Annotated in this window: 9 protein-coding genes; all 9 read right to left on the bottom strand. The window is 35.9% G+C overall.

Annotated elements, in window-relative coordinates:
• Positions 1–23 precede the first annotated feature (23 nt).
• The 9 genes from BMW39_RS18320 to BMW39_RS18275 all read right to left on the bottom strand — a co-directional run bounded on the left by BMW39_RS18320 (position 24) and on the right by BMW39_RS18275 (position 16,566).
• Positions 24–827, bottom strand: coding sequence for a patatin-like phospholipase family protein (locus BMW39_RS18320; protein ID WP_034979256.1), 804 nt, complete (start codon positions 825–827; stop codon positions 24–26).
• 66 nt (positions 828–893) lie between these two features.
• Positions 894–2,285 (bottom strand): dihydrolipoyl dehydrogenase, encoded by a 1,392-nt coding sequence (gene lpdA, locus BMW39_RS18315; protein ID WP_034979259.1) that lies wholly within the window; start codon positions 2,283–2,285, stop codon positions 894–896.
• A 103-nt stretch (positions 2,286–2,388) separates the two neighbouring features.
• Complete coding sequence (locus BMW39_RS18310; protein ID WP_034979263.1) at positions 2,389–4,830, bottom strand: vWA domain-containing protein; 2,442 nt, start codon at positions 4,828–4,830, stop codon at positions 2,389–2,391.
• Between the two features lie 11 nt (positions 4,831–4,841).
• Complete coding sequence (locus BMW39_RS18305; protein ID WP_034968548.1) at positions 4,842–5,366, bottom strand: RNA polymerase sigma factor; 525 nt, start codon at positions 5,364–5,366, stop codon at positions 4,842–4,844.
• A gap of 101 nt (positions 5,367–5,467) precedes the next feature.
• A complete protein-coding gene (locus BMW39_RS18300) occupies positions 5,468–5,923 on the bottom strand; it encodes an SRPBCC family protein (RefSeq protein WP_034979266.1) in 456 nt (151 codons plus the stop codon).
• Positions 5,924–6,483: 560 nt separating this feature from the next.
• Positions 6,484–6,984: a GbsR/MarR family transcriptional regulator gene (locus BMW39_RS18290; protein ID WP_034979272.1), complete on the bottom strand. Its 501-nt coding sequence runs from the start codon at positions 6,982–6,984 to the stop codon at positions 6,484–6,486.
• A 151-nt stretch (positions 6,985–7,135) separates the two neighbouring features.
• Positions 7,136–11,764 (bottom strand): TonB-dependent receptor plug domain-containing protein, encoded by a 4,629-nt coding sequence (locus BMW39_RS18285; RefSeq protein ID WP_083391962.1) that lies wholly within the window; start codon positions 11,762–11,764, stop codon positions 7,136–7,138.
• Between the two features lie 7 nt (positions 11,765–11,771).
• Positions 11,772–14,531: a hypothetical protein gene (locus BMW39_RS18280; RefSeq protein WP_034979277.1), complete on the bottom strand. Its 2,760-nt coding sequence runs from the start codon at positions 14,529–14,531 to the stop codon at positions 11,772–11,774.
• A 157-nt stretch (positions 14,532–14,688) separates the two neighbouring features.
• On the bottom strand, positions 14,689–16,566 hold the full coding sequence (locus BMW39_RS18275) for a vWA domain-containing protein (RefSeq protein ID WP_034979279.1): 1,878 nt from the start codon (positions 16,564–16,566) through the stop codon (positions 14,689–14,691).
• Between the last annotated feature and the right edge of the window lie 103 nt (positions 16,567–16,669).

The raw sequence follows: 16,669 nt of genomic DNA, 5'->3' as shown, positions 1-16,669 counted from the left end.
TTCCACTGGAAACTGGTAAGCAATCATTCCTTTTTTGAAAACATTGCTGTAAATTCTTCCTCATTATCAAGAAAAGTTCGTTTAGCTTCCTCATAACCGATAGTGAAAATCTCCTCCATGTTCTGAGGTTTCCTTTCAAAGATTCCATATTTCGACAACTTTTTAGAAGTGATGAACCAATCGCAATAAGCAAATTTAAAAATTTCTGTTCGATGTGAAGCCAATTCGTAAGCTCTTGTAGTTACGGCTTTGATTGTTCTAAGGTCTTGCGCTTCCACATCTTGAGGTGGCGTCACATAAACACCAATCATTCTATCGCATTCATTATTAATAATATCTGCAGGAAAGTTATTGAGCACACCTCCATCGCTGTACATTTCTTTTCCAATAAAATAAGGTGTAGAAATCCCGGGAATGCAAGACGAAGCAATAATTGCATCGACAACTTTGTAATGTTTTTCGAAAACTTTTTGTTGCCCTGTTATTAATTCCGTCGCTACGATTCTGACATCCTTGTTCAATTCTCCAATCGTCATATCTTGGAAAATAGGTGTCAAATACATTGTGAAAATGGTTGACGAAACAAATCCCGGCTGATTGAACGTAAAATGTTTCCAATTGAAAAAATAAATCGATTGGAAAAAATCCAAAATTTCCTCCGGTGATTTCCCAACGGCGTACAAAGAGCCAACGATAGAACCTGCGCTACAGCAAGAGAGAATGTCTGGTTCAATGTTTTTCTCATTTAGAAATTTCAAAACACCCGCGTGAGCCAATCCACGCGTTCCACCTCCGGACAAAACCAATCCTATCTTCGAATTTTCCATTAAGTAAAATTAAAAAAACCGCAGAAGAATCTGCGGTTTTTATATATGAATATTATGTTATTCTTATTAAATATGAATCACCTCACCGTAAGCAGCAGCTACAGCTTCCATCACAGCTTCGGAGATAGTTGGGTGCGGGTGGATAGATTTAAGAACTTCGTGTCCTGTCGTTTCTAGTTTTCTCGCAACAACCGCTTCAGCAATCATATCGGTAACGCCGTCACCAACCATATGACAACCAAGCCACTCACCATATTTAGCATCAAAAATCACTTTAATAAATCCATCAACATCACCATTTGCCGTAGCTTTTCCAGATGCTGAGAATGGGAATTTACCAACTTTGATTTCGTAACCTTTTTCTTTCGCTTGTTTTTCAGTCAAACCGACAGAAGCAATTTCTGGGTGGCAGTAAGTACAACCCGGGATATTTCCGTAATCAATCGCTTCTACGTGAAGACCTTTGATTTTCTCAACACAAGTGATTCCCTCAGCAGAAGCCACGTGAGCCAAAGCCTGAGTTGGGATGATATCACCAATGGCGTAATATCCTGGAACAGAAGTTTCGTACCATTCGTTAACCAAAACTTTTCCTTTTTCTGTTTTGATTCCAACTGCCTCAAGTCCGATTCCTTCAACGTTTGAAGCAATTCCGACAGCAGAAAGCAAGATGTCAGCTTCCAAAGTAATATTTCCAGTAGCTGTTTTCACGCTAGCTTTTACGCCGTTTCCTGAAGTATCCACAGATTCTACAGAAGCGTTGGTCATAATTTCAATCCCTGATTTTTTAAGAGATTTCTCAACGTGTTTTGAAACTTCTTCATCCTCCAAAGGAACGATGTTTGGCAAGAATTCTACAACAGTCACCTTGGTTCCCATTGCGTTATAAAAATCAGCAAACTCAATTCCGATAGCGCCAGAACCTACAACAATCATAGATTTTGGTTGCTCAGGAAGAGACAATGCCTGTCTGTATCCGATTACTTTTTTACCATCTTGTGGAAGGTTTGGCAATTCTCTGGAACGTGCTCCAGTTGCGATAATGATGTTGGTTCCGGAATATTCAGTTGATTTTCCTTCAGCATCTACAACAGTTACTTTTTTACCAGCTTTCACTGTTGCAGTTCCCATAATGACATCGATTTTGTTTTTCTTCATCAAGAAAGAAATTCCACCGCTCATTTTGGAGGCCACGCCTCTACTTCTTTGGATAACTTTTGAAAAGTCGAAGCCTGGATTTTCCACTTTGTTAAGACCATAGTCTTCTGCGTGCTTCAGATAATTGAAAACGTGAGCAGATTTCAATAATGCTTTAGTCGGGATACAACCCCAGTTAAGGCAGATTCCGCCAAGATTTTCTTTTTCAATAATGGCTGTCTTGAAACCCAATTGAGCAGCTCTGATTGCAGTCACATAACCGCCAGGTCCACTTCCAATAACAATAATATCGTAGTTCATTGTGATTAAAAAATTTTAGCGAATTTACGGAAAATTATTGAAAGCATAGTATGACAAAAAGCAACTCTTGGAGTTGCTTTTCAAAAATTTAATATTGAGAAGTTTACTTTATCTGCTTGTAGCTTTCAATCAGTCGGATGAATTCTGCACGGTAACCATCTTCATCATTCGATTTTCCTTGTTTAGAAAGATTGATGATTTTATTGAGGTCTTTATCTTTGATGAATTCCGATTGTCTTAAAACCAAACCAAACCAAGCCACAGACGATGCAAATTTGAAATCTGACGAAGCATTATTTAATTGATTTTTAGAATCTTTTATAGTCTGAATTAATTCTTTACTTACATCTTCATCCGGATTTTTGTAGCGGAATTTCACCGTTGCCAGTTCGTCTCCAAATTCGTTTTTAGAATCAGTCTTAGAATATTTCAAATCAACATCTTGCGGACTGAATTCGGAATCTGAACCAACTGGAATAACTTCATAAATCGCTGTCACCGTATGACCAATTCCCAATTCTCCAGCATCGATTTTATCATTTTTAAAATCTTCATTTTTTAATTTTCTATTTTCATAACCAATTAATCGATAAGATTTTACGAACTTCGGATTAAACTCAATTTGAATCTTCACATCTTTCGCAATCGCATACATACTTCCGGCAAATTCCTTCCCAAGAAATTTATTCGATTCCTGCATATTATCGATGTAAGCGTAATTTCCGTTGCCTTTGTCAGCCAGCATTTCCAGACGATTGTCTTTGTAATTTCCCATTCCAAAACCAAGACAAGTGAGGTAAATTCCAGATTTTCTCTTCTCCTCAATCAACTTTTGAAGTTCAGAATTATCGGAAACACCAATATTGAAATCGCCATCTGTCGCCAAAATCACACGGTTGTTTCCCTTTTTAACTAAGTTTTCCTGTGCTAATTTGTAAGCCAATTCAATTCCTTGACCGCCAGCAGTACTTCCGCCAGCGCTTAGATTTTCCAAAGCTGTCAGGATTTTCTCCTTATTTTTCGCTGAAGTCGGCTCCAAAACTACGCCTGCACTTCCTGCATAAGTGACGATTGCCACTTTATCCTGCGGACGAAGTTTTTCCAACAAGATTTTGAATGAAGTTTTCAGCAACGGCAATTTATTCTGCTCATTCATCGAACCAGAAACATCGATTAGGAAAACCAAATTTGAAGCTGGTAATTCTTTTTCGTTCAATGTTTTACCTTGCAAACCGATTTTCAAAAGTTTATGTTTGGGATTCCAAGGCGAATCGTTGTATTCTGTATTAATAGAAAAAGGCTGGTTATTTTTTGGCTGAGGATAATCGTATTTGAAATAATTAATCATTTCCTCAATTCTAACTGCGTTTTTATCTACCTTTTGACCATTATTTATCATTCTTCGGATGTTGGAATATGACGCATTATCTACATCAATTGAAAACGTCGAAAGTGGATTGGCTTTTGCGGATTCGAATTGATTTTCCTTCCACTCGTCGTAAGATTCCTGATTTTGAACAGGTTGTAGATTATTAAGCAAATCAATTTCTTTTTTGGACAAACCTTTAGTTTTGATGACAATCACGCCATTACTTCCTCGTACTCCATAAAGTGCTGTTGCAGAAGCATCTTTCAAAATTTGAACATCCTTAATTTTTTTAGGATTAATATTCTCAAGATTAGCATTTTGATACGGAATTCCATCAATCACGTATAAAGGTTGATTGTTTGAAGTTAATGAGGCCATACCTCGAATCATTACTTGCGGAGAACTTCCAGGATTTGACGGAGCAATCTGAAGTCCGGCAACGCGTCCGTTCAAAACTTGGTCAACATACGCTTGAGTCATCACTTTTCCCGTTGCTGGTGGCGGAGGTGGCGGTGAATAAGACTTCTCTTTTTTATTAATCGAATTTTTACTCACCATTGTTGATGCGTAACCAAGGCTTTTCTGCTCTCTTTTGATTCCCATTGCAGTTACGACAACACCTTCGATATCTTGTGATTTTTCAGAATATATATAATTTGATTCAGCTGGAGGACCGCTAATCTCTTCTCTCACTTCATTCACGACTATTTGAGGAGGTGAAACAGAAGCTATTCCTTCCGACCTGGGAATTGGAGGCAAAGAAATTTCCTTTTGACCTTCTGCATCGTGATAAGCAATAATCTCCTTTCCATTTTCGGAAGTATTGACGGGATTACTTTTCAAATTCTCTTTGAAAGTTCTGTTGATGTTCTCAACGTTTTCCGGCGTTTCCAATATCTTGTTTTGATTGACAGGTTTTCCGTAATCATTTGAAGCAATTTGAGGTTCTATTTTAGTCTCTTTATCATTCACAAAATATAAAACACCGAATGTCAAAGCCAATCCAGCAACCATTCCGTAAGGCAACCAAAGTGGAATGATTCTTTTCCTTTGTTCTTTTTTATCTAATTTTTCTTCAACGTTTTCCCACACTTTTTCGAAGTTTGGGAAAGTCGGTTTTTCTTCCGCAGATTTTCCGGCTTCGCTGAACATTTTATCGATATCTTGATTTTCCATTTTTTTAAACTTTAAGAATTAATTGTTTGAAGTTTCACCAGTTCCTGCAATTTTTTGCGGGCAAAATTCACCTGAGATTTGGACGTGCCTTCTGATATAGAAAGCATTTGCGCAATCTCTTTGTGCGGATAACCTTCCATCGCAAACAGATTGAAAATCGTACGGCAACCTTCGGGTAGAAAATTGAGAAGTGATAAAATTCCTCTTTCCTCCGAAACATTTTCCGGTTCAGCTTCGGCCAAATCCACAAAATTTTCTTCAATCGAAATCGAAAACGGTTGTTTTTTGCGAAGTTTCTGAAGACATTGATTCACAACGATTTTCTTTGCCCACGCATCGAAAACCTGCAATTCCTTCAATTGGTCAAGCTTTGTGAAAATCAGATAGAAAGAATCTGCCAAAACTTCTTCCGCATCTTCGTCGTTTTTCAGGTAACGTTTGCAGGTTGCGAAGAACCGGCCTGCATATTCTTCATAAAGTTTCCGCTGTGCGTTGCGGTCTTTATTTTTGCATCTTATGTATAATTCGTGTTCCATATTCTGGCGTTTATAAGGAAAGATGCAATGGTTTAAAAAAGGTTGGAAATATTTTTGAAAATTTAAGAAAATAATTTAATAATCTGGTTTTATAATTAATTTTATCGAGATGATTCAGCAAATTCTTTCATGATTCTATTTCTCTCGAGCAAAAATCCTTTGAGATAATTTGTCAGAAAGATTTGATTGAATATTTTACCTAGAATTCCAAAAGGCGATTCGAATTCAAAAATATCAGTCATCAAAGTCTTATCGTCTTTTTGTTCAAAGATATGTTGATGTTTCATCGATTTGAAAGCGCCTTTCACCATTGCATCGGTAAACATTATTGGACTTTCCATTTGTGTGATTTTCGTCGTAAGAGTTTGATAAAATCCTAAATGTTTGGCTCGCCAAGTTACCGTTTCGCCTAGTTCTATCAATCCGCTCATTTTTCCGGCAATTGCTTTTTCGTTGGTTTTAGCGGTTGACTCTTGGTGAAAATCTATATTACGGGATAAGTCAAATACTTTTTGAATATCAGCATTAATCAATGTTTCCAAATATATTTTAGCCATCTTTTTTTATTTTTAAAGATTAAGAAAATCGGCTCGTGTTCTTTTATTATTTCTAAAAAGAAAGAACATTATGATTTTAAATATTAGATTTTTCATAATTTTCAATGTTTTGTTTTATGTCATATATGTAAATCACAGATAAAATTGGAGCATAAAAGAAAGCGATGTAAAGCATTAGATAAAATATTACTCCCAATTGATTTAGGATACCTAAATCAATATTTTTTCCTTGTAAAAAAATAGTAAGCAGGAAATTTATCCAGACAGGAATCAGAAGGAATCCATATATTTTGTATGATTTTGACTTTTTATAATGGAGAAATATTCTTATGAAAAAACTGAAAATTTGAAATCCTCCCACGATATAATAAAAATAGAAAATCTGATATAGAAAATCTTTAGTGATGTACTCAAAAATCAAGTAGCTAATCATTAAGATGAATATAAATGTTTGAATATAAAAATCGATTTTAAAAAACGTTTTCATAGTATTGTAATTTTTATATTTTCAGTAATTTTTGAAAATTAATCTGAAATAAAAAAGGAAAATGAATTCCTTTCTATTTCAGTAAGTTGGTGATTTTTCCAACCAGCCAATGGTCGTCGCTTTTTATGGCAAGGTCCATAATATTATTGATTTTGTTGGTCACGTTTCCGAAATCGTCCATCAGTTTGATGAATTCTTTGGCTTCATCGGAATCATCGTCTACATTTTTAAGTTCTTCCAAAAAAGCTACAACTGGCTCTATTTCTCGTTTTCTGCGTTCTTTTGTAATTTGTTTGAAGAGAAACCAGACATCTTTTTCAGCGATGAAATATTCCTTCCTATCCCCTTTCACAAATTCTTTTTTTACAATTCCCCAATCCATCAAAGCCCGAAGATTCATATTCGCATTGCCTCGTGAGATTTGCAAAAGCTCCATCACTTCATCTGTTGACAATGGTTTTCCTTCTGCCAAAAGCAAAGCGTGAACCTGCGCCATCGTTCGGTTGATTCCCCAGCTTGTGGCAAAAGTTCCCCAGGTTTGGATGTATTTTTCTTTGGCTTCGTCGAGTTTCATTTTGCTTAATTTAAATTCTTGTACAAATATAATTAATAATTTCTAAACTTTCAATAATTATTGAAAATAAAATAATTTATTTCTTACATTGATTATAGGAATGAATTCCTATGCTGGGAAATCGGTCGTCCCTGTGGGACTTTCCCAGCTATCATTCAGAAATTTCCACGACCAAACCATCCGTCCATTGATAATTCTGCTGAAAGTAATATTCGAAAGCGTGATTAGCTTTTCCTGTGTATTTGCCTGCAAACTCGGCTTTGGTGTCAAGATGAACTTGGGTATTTTTCTTTGCATCCAAGTTGTACCAATACAAAACCAGATAATTATCGAAAATCTCGTAATAGGCGATTTCATTACGTTCCATCATTGCTTTCAGATTTTTCGGGTCCATCGTCAAGCCTGCTGGAATTCCGATTTTCGCCGTCATCATTCCGAAATTTTTGTAGGTTGGATTTTCGATTTTGATAGTCATTCTTACATTGTCACCGATTTTCGCTTTGCTTTTGTCCAAAGTCGTTGTAAAATAAAGTTCAGGATTTGGATTTTTATCCGGAATCAAATCATTGTATTTGTATGAGAAAAGAATAGGCAAACCATTTCCCGAAGGATATTTCACTTTCAATTCGTTTTTTCCTCTTTTCAGAAACTGACCAATTGTCGAAAGTGTTTTCAACTCTGTATCGTTCACAAAAAACTGTGGTTCTGCTGAACTTTCCGCTTTCGGATGAGCTTTGTAGAATTCTGTCAAAGCCTTTAGCTTGATGACCAATGTTTGCGTGGATTCGTAAGTCGTGTTTTGTAAATTGATTCGGTTGATGATTTTTGTAACCAAATCTTTGTTGTTTTTTTGAGATTTCATCAACGACAAAGCAAACAAGGACAAAGCTTCTTTTCTAATGTCATCGCCTCTACCCTGCATAAAATTGGTTTCTGCAACCACATTATTCTTATTGAATTTCTCAGTCATTCGATTTATCAAAAAATCGTAATCTTTGGTTTTTTCCAGTTGATAAGCCACATTTGCCATCAATGAAAGCAAATAAAAATCATCAGAATATTGGTTGATTTGATACAAGTGCGAATATTCTTTTGCGATTTCGTTTTTCATTCCGGCTTCAGAAAGTGCATATAAAATATAACCTTGTTGATTCCAATAATATTGGTCTTTTTTGGTTGTATCAATATTATTTTTTGAATTGTTATTCAAGATGAAATTCCCTTTTCCGTCTCTTCTTGACAGAATGAATTTCGAAGTTCTTTCAATCAAACCTGGATTCACGTTCAAAACATTTTTCAAATCATTGAATTCCATCAAGCCGTAAGCTGTCAAGGTAATACTCGGTGGCGAACTTCCGAACAGTGAAAATCCTTTGTCCTTGGTCTCAAAAGTAAGCAAACGTTCAAATCCTGTTTTCAACAATTCGGTTGCTCTTTTCGCTTCTTTGCTGTCGATATTTCCTTTATTTTTCAAGAAATTTAAAATGAAATAATTGGGATAAGTTGTGGATGAAGTCTGCTCGAAACAGCCGTGAGGTTTTTCTTTGAGCCTATCGATATTATTCAAAAATTGACTCGCAGAACTTTTGAAAACCTGAATATTTGCCACCAAACTTTCATCCAAATAATCCGGAATTGAAAACGAAATGATAGAATCCTTTGAAGTCGAATATTCCAAGTTATGTCTGAAACCTTTGGCATCAATCGTAAAAGGTAAAATTTGTCTCTCCTTTTCCGTATCCGTTTCTGCAATGAGTTGAATGTTGGATTGTGAAACTTTATTTCCTTTCAATGGCAGAATGATTCTTCCACTTTCTTTCGGATTCAAAGTAATTAGGCTGTCCGAAAGTCCACTTTTAATCGAAATTGGAAGGATTTTGTTAAAATCAATTGTTTTTCTTTTATCAGAATTATTTCTGATGACAACAGAGATTTTCGGCTCGTCACCTTGCGTCATATATTGCGGAATTTTCGCATCGATTTGGAGCGTGCTTTGTGCGCTATAGGTTTTCTCTTCTCGTCCCAAAAGTCCGTTTGCTGAGATTCCTTCGGCAATCGCTCGGAAAGTTGTATTCGCATCAGAGTTGTAAAATTCAACTTTTGCCTTTCCATTTTTACCTGTTTGAATCGTCGGATTCCAATAGATGGTTTCGCGGAAATCGGTTCTGTAATTGGTCGTTGGCGTTTCGTAAACTGGATGGCTGAAAACTCTGGCGTAGTTTGTATTAATCAAATCATCTTCGTACAAATGTTCGTAAGCGTAATACGACTCAGGATTCAAGTTAATACTTTTGCTTCCATATCTTGATGACAAACTGTTGATAATAATTACGCCGTTGCTCCCTCTGCTTCCGTAGATTGCAGTTGCAGATGCATCTTTCAGAACAGTAATATTTTGAATGTTGTCGGCATTCATTTTGAAATTTGGAAAATCTACTGGAACGCCATCAATTACGACCAAAGGTTGTTTTCCGTTTGTAATGGAGGAAGCGCCTCGAATCACGATTGACTCGGCATTTCCAGGAGCACCCGAATTGGCCGTGACTTCCAATCCAACAACTTTTCCCTGCAAAGCATTTGTAACATTGTTTAAGGTCAATCCCAGATTAACGGTTTGAACTGCAGAACTTAAACTTTTTTTCGATGTTTCAACGCCATAACCTAAAACCACAACTTCTTCAATATTCTTATTCGTACTTGTAGTATCAGAATAAGTCCTTCTTCTATTATTATATCCTGTATTATCGTTATTCCGGATTTCGTTTGAATTTTTATTGGGATTTAATTCCTCAGCAATCGGATTATTCACAATTACTTCAAACTCTTTTCCTGTCTTGTCCGATTTTATTTTCTGAGTGGTAATATCAGAACTGATTTGCGATGCCAGAAGTTTGATTTTTACTTTTTCTTTAGGCTTTTTAGATTTTGCCACCAATTGATAAGAACCAGCTCCAGAAGGGAAATTCTTAAAATAAAAATGACCTTTTTTCGTATTTTGCTTCAAGATTTCTGGCGCACTATTTATCATAAAAACTTCCGCATTTACAGCTTCTCCTTTCTCATTTTCAATCCTTCCGTAGATGGAATTGAGTTCTTCTTTTTGGAACGGAAATTTTCTGGTTTGAGGAATTTCTGGCAACAATTCAAAGTAGCGATAACCATTCGTCAACATTACCAAATCCAAGGCTTCATCCGCTTTTGCTTCTTCTTTTTTGAAGTAAAATGGCGGTTCTTCGATTTTTCCTTGCAATTCAGAATCTATTTGAAGCCAAGAAATCAAAGTATTTTGCCTGTCATCCGCATAGCTGAAAAGTTTGTCATCCAACACACTCATCGAAAGATTGGAAGAAATTGGTTTTCCGTTGAAATCTTTGGTTTCAATATCGAAAACGACTTTTTCTCTTGGCAAATATTCCGTTTTATTTGGGTTAATGGAAATCTGTACGTTTTGATTTTTATTAACAAAAACAACGCGTTCAGCCAAAGGATTCTTGTCCGAATCGAAAACAGTGAATCTGGCGATTCCAGATGGGAAAATATTTTCATCAAATTCAATTTCGGAATTGGTGGAAACATTATTTTTTGTTTTAATGATTTCTCCACGGAAACCAGCTTCCACATTTACTTTTTGATGATTTTTGGATTGAATCTTCAAAACAATTTTACCATTCACTTTTTCGATGTTCAAACTCACACCATTCTCTGTTCCGATTGGAATTTCATACAATTTTGCAATCTTGTGAGATGTCAGTTTCAGAAAGAATTTTTGATTTTGAATCGGTAAGAAAGAGAATTTTCCCATCCCAAATTTCACAGATTCTGTTGTTGAAATTGTCTTCCCCTTTTCATCCAAAATTTCCGCTTTGATATCGACTGGTTGCTGAAACTCATTCAAAGCTTTGAAGGCAACATTGCTCTGTTTTCCATTAATAAGACTTCCGCCTTCGGGAAAAAACAGAATCTCAACTTGGTTCAAAGTCACGGGAACATTTCTGGAAATCGATTCCTGGAATGAATTGTAATTGAGTTTGATATTCAGCAAAACATCCGTTGAAGTCAAAGTTTTTGGCAATTCAAATTTCAGCTGAACGTTCCCTTCTTTATCTGTCGTGAATGTGTTTTTCAGGAATTCTTTTCCTTCAACCAAAACTTCGCAATTCCCTTCATAAAAGGAAAGCGGAAGATTTTGAAGATTCCTCAGACTGAAATCTGCCAAAACTTCATCGCCAGCACTCAATCCTTTTTTAGGAAAATCGAGTTTCATCAAAATCCTTGGAGAAGATGTTTTTTGGACGGTAATTTCTTTTTCAAAATAATTTTTGTGATTTTCGTTCCGCATCCAATTGGTGTACAGACGCATTTTGTAGATTCCGCCTTTAATATTTTCATTAAGGGAAAAATCGCCGTTGCAAGCGCCATTGGTGATTTGGTAATTATTTTTTGAAAGCAAATTTCCCGCAGGGTCGTACAATTCGGCGTACAAAATCTGGCTCCAATCCGAAGGCAAATTTTTCTGCGCATCCACAACATAAGCTTTGAAATAGATGATATCATTCGGACGATAGAACACGTGATTGGTCTGCGCATAGACTTTTTCTTTTGTAAAGTTTTGGGATTTGCGTTCACCAAAAAGTTCTACGAAAAGTTTTTTCTCTGCAGAGTCCAAAGGTTTATCACGAAGGTCGTTTTCATTTTTATCGTAATAGTAATTTCGCCTTTGAGCATTTGAAAACAGCACAAAAAATAAAAATAAAAAGGAAATATATCTTAGCTTCATCATTCAAAATTTAAAAAATAAAAGAAACACTGCCTCCATAAGTTCGCATTGATGGCAGATTGTAGAAATTCAAACCTTGCCCGTTATCAGAATCGAAAAAGGACGTTTGTGGGTCGACATTATTTTTCGACCAGAGCAAAATATTTTTCGCAAAAACAGAAACTTTCACATTTTTCAAAAATTCCGCTTTTCGGAAACTGTAGCTCAACGTGATGTTATTGATTCTCACCGCATCGCCTTTCACAATGTAATCTTCTGCAACGCCCAAACTTCCATATCGGTAAAATTTATTTTGCTCAAAAGGCTCATTAATATTGAAAAAATCGACGGGAATATTATTAATATTTCCATTCTGAAAAACGCCTTCGTAAACAAAATTTGAAATATTCCTTTCTTGCACAGAATTGGCTGAACGTCCGTAGTAATCAAGATTCGCGTTGGTTCCGTTCCAAATGTCGCCACCTTTTCGCCATTCTACATCAACATTCAAACTGAAATTTGCAACATTTTGGGTGTAGGAAAATTTCATCGTAAAATCGGGAATCGGATTTCCAAGAATTTTATTCTCAGCAGAAACCAGTGGGAAACCATCATTTCCAATCACCAAATCGCCGTTTCCGTTTCGTTGATAGGCATTTCCTATCAGAACGCCTAGAGCTTCACCTTTCACAATACCTCTGTAAATGGAACTAAATCCCGAAATCGGCGCATTTTCGTAACCGCCTAAAACATTGGTGACTTTCGAAGTTGTTTTGTTAAAGCCAATCTGAATCGTGCTGTTTCGCAAAGGGAAATTTCTAAAACCAAGATTCAAATCGTAGCTTTTGTAATTGTGGTCAACGATATTTTTTAATTTAATCTGACCGTTTTCATAAACTGGAAAAATATCATTGGTGAATCTTTTGTTGGTAAAACTTCCTTCCAACTCATATCGATAATCGTGATAAAATTTGATTCCGACTTTCGATTCCAGATTGTTAATCGATTCCAGACCTCGGAAACTTTCCACTTCCTGAGCTGGAAAATAGGTATTGAGTTGCGAATCATCGATTTGTGTCAACAGAAAATTGCTGTAACTTTTGCTAAAGTCTGATTCGTAAACATTTTTGTAAATCGAGCCAAAGATTTTACCGTGGAAATTGTAATCAATTAATTCATTGATGGTAAAGCTCAAAGCCAATTTAGGAATGAAAAAGTCGTTTTTGTTTGTCGTGTTTGAGGCGTAAATCCCGTTTCCGACTTCGCCTTCAAAATCAAAATCATCAAAAATAAAATCTCTGAACCTAAAATTGTAACGCAAGATGTAATCCTGAGAAAATCTGTGATAATGATAATTTCCTGAGTTTGTGTAAGAAATTCTTGTATCGCTGTGATTCATAATTCCATTAAAGCTTAACTTGCTGTAATCGCTGTAATTATCTTTAAATGAATATGAACTTCCGAAATTTAAATTATAATTTTTGTTGTTTTGATTTCTCTCCGTTTCGATTCCGTTTGGAAAACCGTAAGTCCATTTTTTATAAGATTCAAAATTGGAAAAATCTGTGTTTTCATACGATTGAGCAACGAAATATTGCCATTTTCCCGTTTCTTTTGCAAACTTCAAATTGAGAATGTTCTGATTTTCATCAAAATTGTATCTTCTTGTATTTTTAAGTACATAATTGGGATTGTCTGCAAACGGACTGTAACTTCTTTGTTGACTCGAAAGTAAATTTCCCTGTTTGTTTTCTAAGGAAATCGGCGTCAACAAAGCATTTTGATAAGCTCTGTTAAAAAGTCCAATCCTGTTTGTGTTAGTCGCTTTTTGCTCATTAAACTTATAATTAAAGCTAAGTTGATGGTTTTTCAAAATTGATGTTCCCAAAGAAATTCCCAAATTTTTACTGTCCTGAAATTGGTCTTTAATCATCAAATCCTCACGAACCCAGCCTAAATCCAAACCTGCATTCCATTTTCTGCTATTGTCCTTGATAAAATGAGAATTGATGGAGAGAAATGAGGATGATTTTTGTGTGCTTTGCAAAATCGAATTGTTGTAAGCTTTAGCTGGAAAAAGGCTGTTCGCTTTGGAAACCAATCTTCCGTTAACGTCGTACAAATAAGGATTTCCATCAAAACCTAAAGTCGAAATATACGGCCCAAAACTGAACATCTCAGAAGTTTCTGGTCCATTCCATTGCAAGGTTCCGTTGTTATTTCGGCCCTGTACAAATTGGTTTTGAAGTTTTGGTTGCACATTTGGCGAACCAAATTCTGTGGTAAGTTGCAAAGAACCAGAGTAAAATAGTTTTTTGGAAACTTGATTTTCAATAACGTAATCCGAACGTTTTCGTCTTATCGATTGTATTTTATCAGATTTTCCTCCGATTCTTTTTGCAGTTGTTTTTGATTGATGAAAATTGGTCGAATCTGCTATTTTGTTAGAATTAATGGATGTCAAATAATCATTCGAGATAACCGCATCCGCAGAAGCAAACTTGTTTTTGGACTCGATGATGGTCTTCAGTTCCTTCAAATCATAAGCTTGGACAACTCTTGAATTTTTCTTGCCATAAACCAAAGTATCTCCAGCTTTTGCCTCGATAATCAGATAACCTTTCTCATCTGTAAAATCATAATTTCCAGACGTTTTGTTTGTGACAATCAGGTTTTTCAAAGGTTTATTGCTTGAAATGTAAAAGTAGCCTTCGAAATAGAGTTGAGAATCCTGAGCAAACAAAAAACCCTGAAAAAAAAGTGTGAAAAATAGAATATAGAGATGCTTCATAAAATCCTGATTTTATAATGAAAGATGCATTTGGCTTGCAAAAGGTTGGAAAAAGTGGAATAAATTTGTGTTTTTGTGAATCTTAAATTTAGAAAAAATTATTGAAGTTTGAAAAAGAAAAAAGCAACTCCGAAGAATTGCTTTGATAAGTTTAAATTTATTTTTTAAAGGTCTTGTATTTCTCCACCAATTGCAAAAACTCTGCGCGATAGCCTTCTGCATCTTTGCCTTTGCTGGATTTTGCTAAGGCAATCACATCGTCCAATTTTTTGTTGGTAATATTCTTGGAATCGCGCAAAATCAAACCAAACCAAGCCACAGCAGTTGCAAATCTGTAATCTTGAGAAGCTGATATGAAAGTTGAACTTTTATCATTGATGATTTGCTTCATTTCGATGCTTTTGCTTCCTGCCGGTTTTTTGTAACGGAATTTAACGGTCGCTAATTCGGTTCCGAAAGTTCCCTTGGCAGATTGAGTGGAATATTTCAATTTTTGTTTTTTCGGAAGAAATTTTGAATCTACACCGGCTGGAATGATTTCGTACAAAGCCGTCACAGTGTGTCCAAAACCAAGTTCACCAGCATCAATTTTATCATCCGTAAAATCAGAATTGTTCAGCATTCTGTTTTCATAACCAATTAATCTGTATGATTTTACAAATTTCGGATTGAACTCTATTTGAACTTTCACATCCTTTGCAATGGCGTACATATTTCCTACAAATTCTCTTCCCAAAAATTTATTCGCTTCTTGGATATTATCAATGTAAGCGTAATTTCCATTGCCTTTGTTGGCGAGTGTTTCCAGCTTGTTATCCTTGTAATTTCCCATTCCGTAACCTAGGCAAGTCAGGAAAACACCAGATTTTCTCTTTTCTTCGATTAACTTTTCCAATGCCGATTCGGACGAAACCCCAACATTGAAATCGCCGTCTGTTGCCAATATCACGCGATTGTTTCCTTTTTTGATGAAGTTTTCCTGAGCCAGTTTATAGGCCAACTCTATTCCTGCGCCACCAGCTGTACTTCCGCCCGCATTAAGATTTTCCAAAGCTTCAAGAATTTTACTTTTTTCTTTTACGGAAGTCGGTTTCAAAACCACGCCAGCACTTCCTGCATAGGCCACGATCCCTACTTTGTCAGTTGGGTTCAGTTTGTCCAGCAAGATCTTTAGCGAGGATTTCAAAAGTGGCAATTTATTTTCGTCACTCATCGAGCCCGATGTATCCAATAGAAAAACAAAATTGGAAGGAGCCAGAGATTTGATTTCTATTTCTTTCCCTTTCAACCCAATTTTAAGAAGTTTGTGTTTTGGATTCCAAGGTGCATCGCTGTATTCTGAATTGATGGAAAACGGATCTGCATTTTTGGGTTGAGGATAATCATATTGGAAATAGTTGATCATTTCCTCAATTCTCACCATATCTTTTTCAACAGGCATTCCATAATTAATCACTCTTCGGATATTGGAATACGATGCATTATCAACATCAATGGAAAAAGTGGAGACCGATTGGTTCTGAGTCAGTTCAAATCGATTTTCAATCAGTTTTCCGTATTCTTCATCATTTGTGGAAATGATATTTTTAGAGCCTTTTGCTTGATCAGTAAATTTTTGTTGGTACATAGAATAGCCTGTTGCTTCTTCGGCATAGGCCATTGCTGGTTTAGGACAACCTTGATAGTTTGGAAGTCCAGGAACTGTTGGGCAAGCATCATCTTTGTCCAAAATTCCATCGGCATCGGTATCAGGCCAAGGACAACCTTTGTTTTCTGTTGGTCCTGCAACATCTAGGCAGGCGTCATCTTTGTCAAAAACAGAATCACCATCGGTATCTGGCCACGGGCAACCGTTGTTTTCTGCTGGGCCGGCAACATCTATGCAATAGTCATTTGTGTTGATTACCCCATCGTTGTCAAAATCTTTTTTGAGTTCGCTTTTCTTTAGTACAGGATGCTTGGAGTCATTAGTACGGGAAGGTTTGCAAGAATTTACAACTATAACTAGCACAAGGGTACAATAGATTTTTTTCATTTAATTAGTTTTTTTTAAATATAACATTTAAATTTTATAGGAAAAAAAAATAATGTCATATTAAAATTTTTTATGCTTTGTTAATTTTGAATTCAGAATATTA

This window comes from Epilithonimonas lactis, from assembly GCF_900110605.1.
GTDB lineage: Bacteria > Bacteroidota > Bacteroidia > Flavobacteriales > Weeksellaceae > Epilithonimonas > Epilithonimonas lactis.
Note: the sequence above shows the minus strand (reverse complement) of the source record. Positions and strands in the feature narration are given on the sequence as shown.

Excerpts from the sequence above, each read along its gene's own strand:
- BMW39_RS18320 (WP_034979256.1), bottom strand. The coding sequence starts at position 827 with ATGGAAAATTCGAAGATAGGATTGGTTTTGTCCGGAGGTGGAACGCGT.
- lpdA (WP_034979259.1), bottom strand. The coding sequence starts at position 2,285 with ATGAACTACGATATTATTGTTATTGGAAGTGGACCTGGCGGTTATGTG.
- BMW39_RS18310 (WP_034979263.1), bottom strand. The coding sequence starts at position 4,830 with ATGGAAAATCAAGATATCGATAAAATGTTCAGCGAAGCCGGAAAATCT.
- BMW39_RS18305 (WP_034968548.1), bottom strand. The coding sequence starts at position 5,366 with ATGGAACACGAATTATACATAAGATGCAAAAATAAAGACCGCAACGCA.
- BMW39_RS18300 (WP_034979266.1), bottom strand. The coding sequence starts at position 5,923 with ATGGCTAAAATATATTTGGAAACATTGATTAATGCTGATATTCAAAAA.
- BMW39_RS18290 (WP_034979272.1), bottom strand. The coding sequence starts at position 6,984 with ATGAAACTCGACGAAGCCAAAGAAAAATACATCCAAACCTGGGGAACT.
- BMW39_RS18285 (WP_083391962.1), bottom strand. The coding sequence starts at position 11,764 with ATGATGAAGCTAAGATATATTTCCTTTTTATTTTTATTTTTTGTGCTG.
- BMW39_RS18280 (WP_034979277.1), bottom strand. The coding sequence starts at position 14,531 with ATGAAGCATCTCTATATTCTATTTTTCACACTTTTTTTTCAGGGTTTT.
- BMW39_RS18275 (WP_034979279.1), bottom strand. The coding sequence starts at position 16,566 with ATGAAAAAAATCTATTGTACCCTTGTGCTAGTTATAGTTGTAAATTCT.